At 57.0% G+C, this 214-nt stretch carries 1 pseudogene; it reads right to left on the bottom strand.

The window, feature by feature from the left end:
* Positions 1–38: 38 nt before the first annotated feature.
* Positions 39–214: pseudogene (locus EXE41_RS19840) on the bottom strand (IS110 family transposase); the annotation flags it as partial.

Raw genomic sequence — 214 nt, 5'->3', positions numbered from 1 at the left:
CTGAGGGCCGCCGGACCGGCGGCCCTCAGATCCCTCGTCTATGCGGTTACACCCGGTGGATCGTACGCTTCTCCCCGATCAAGCATGTGGTAGATCGATACCAGCATCTTCCGAGCTGCTGCCACGATCGCTTTCTGTGAGTTCTTCCGGCTTGCTAACCGGTCGTAAAACCGACTCAGATACTCGTCGTTACTCGTATGAACTGCGGTGTTTG

The sequence above is a fragment of the Halorubrum sp. SD690R genome, assembly GCF_005435035.1.
Classification (GTDB): domain Archaea; phylum Halobacteriota; class Halobacteria; order Halobacteriales; family Haloferacaceae; genus Halorubrum; species Halorubrum ezzemoulense.
This window is presented reverse-complemented; position numbering and strand designations above follow the sequence as displayed.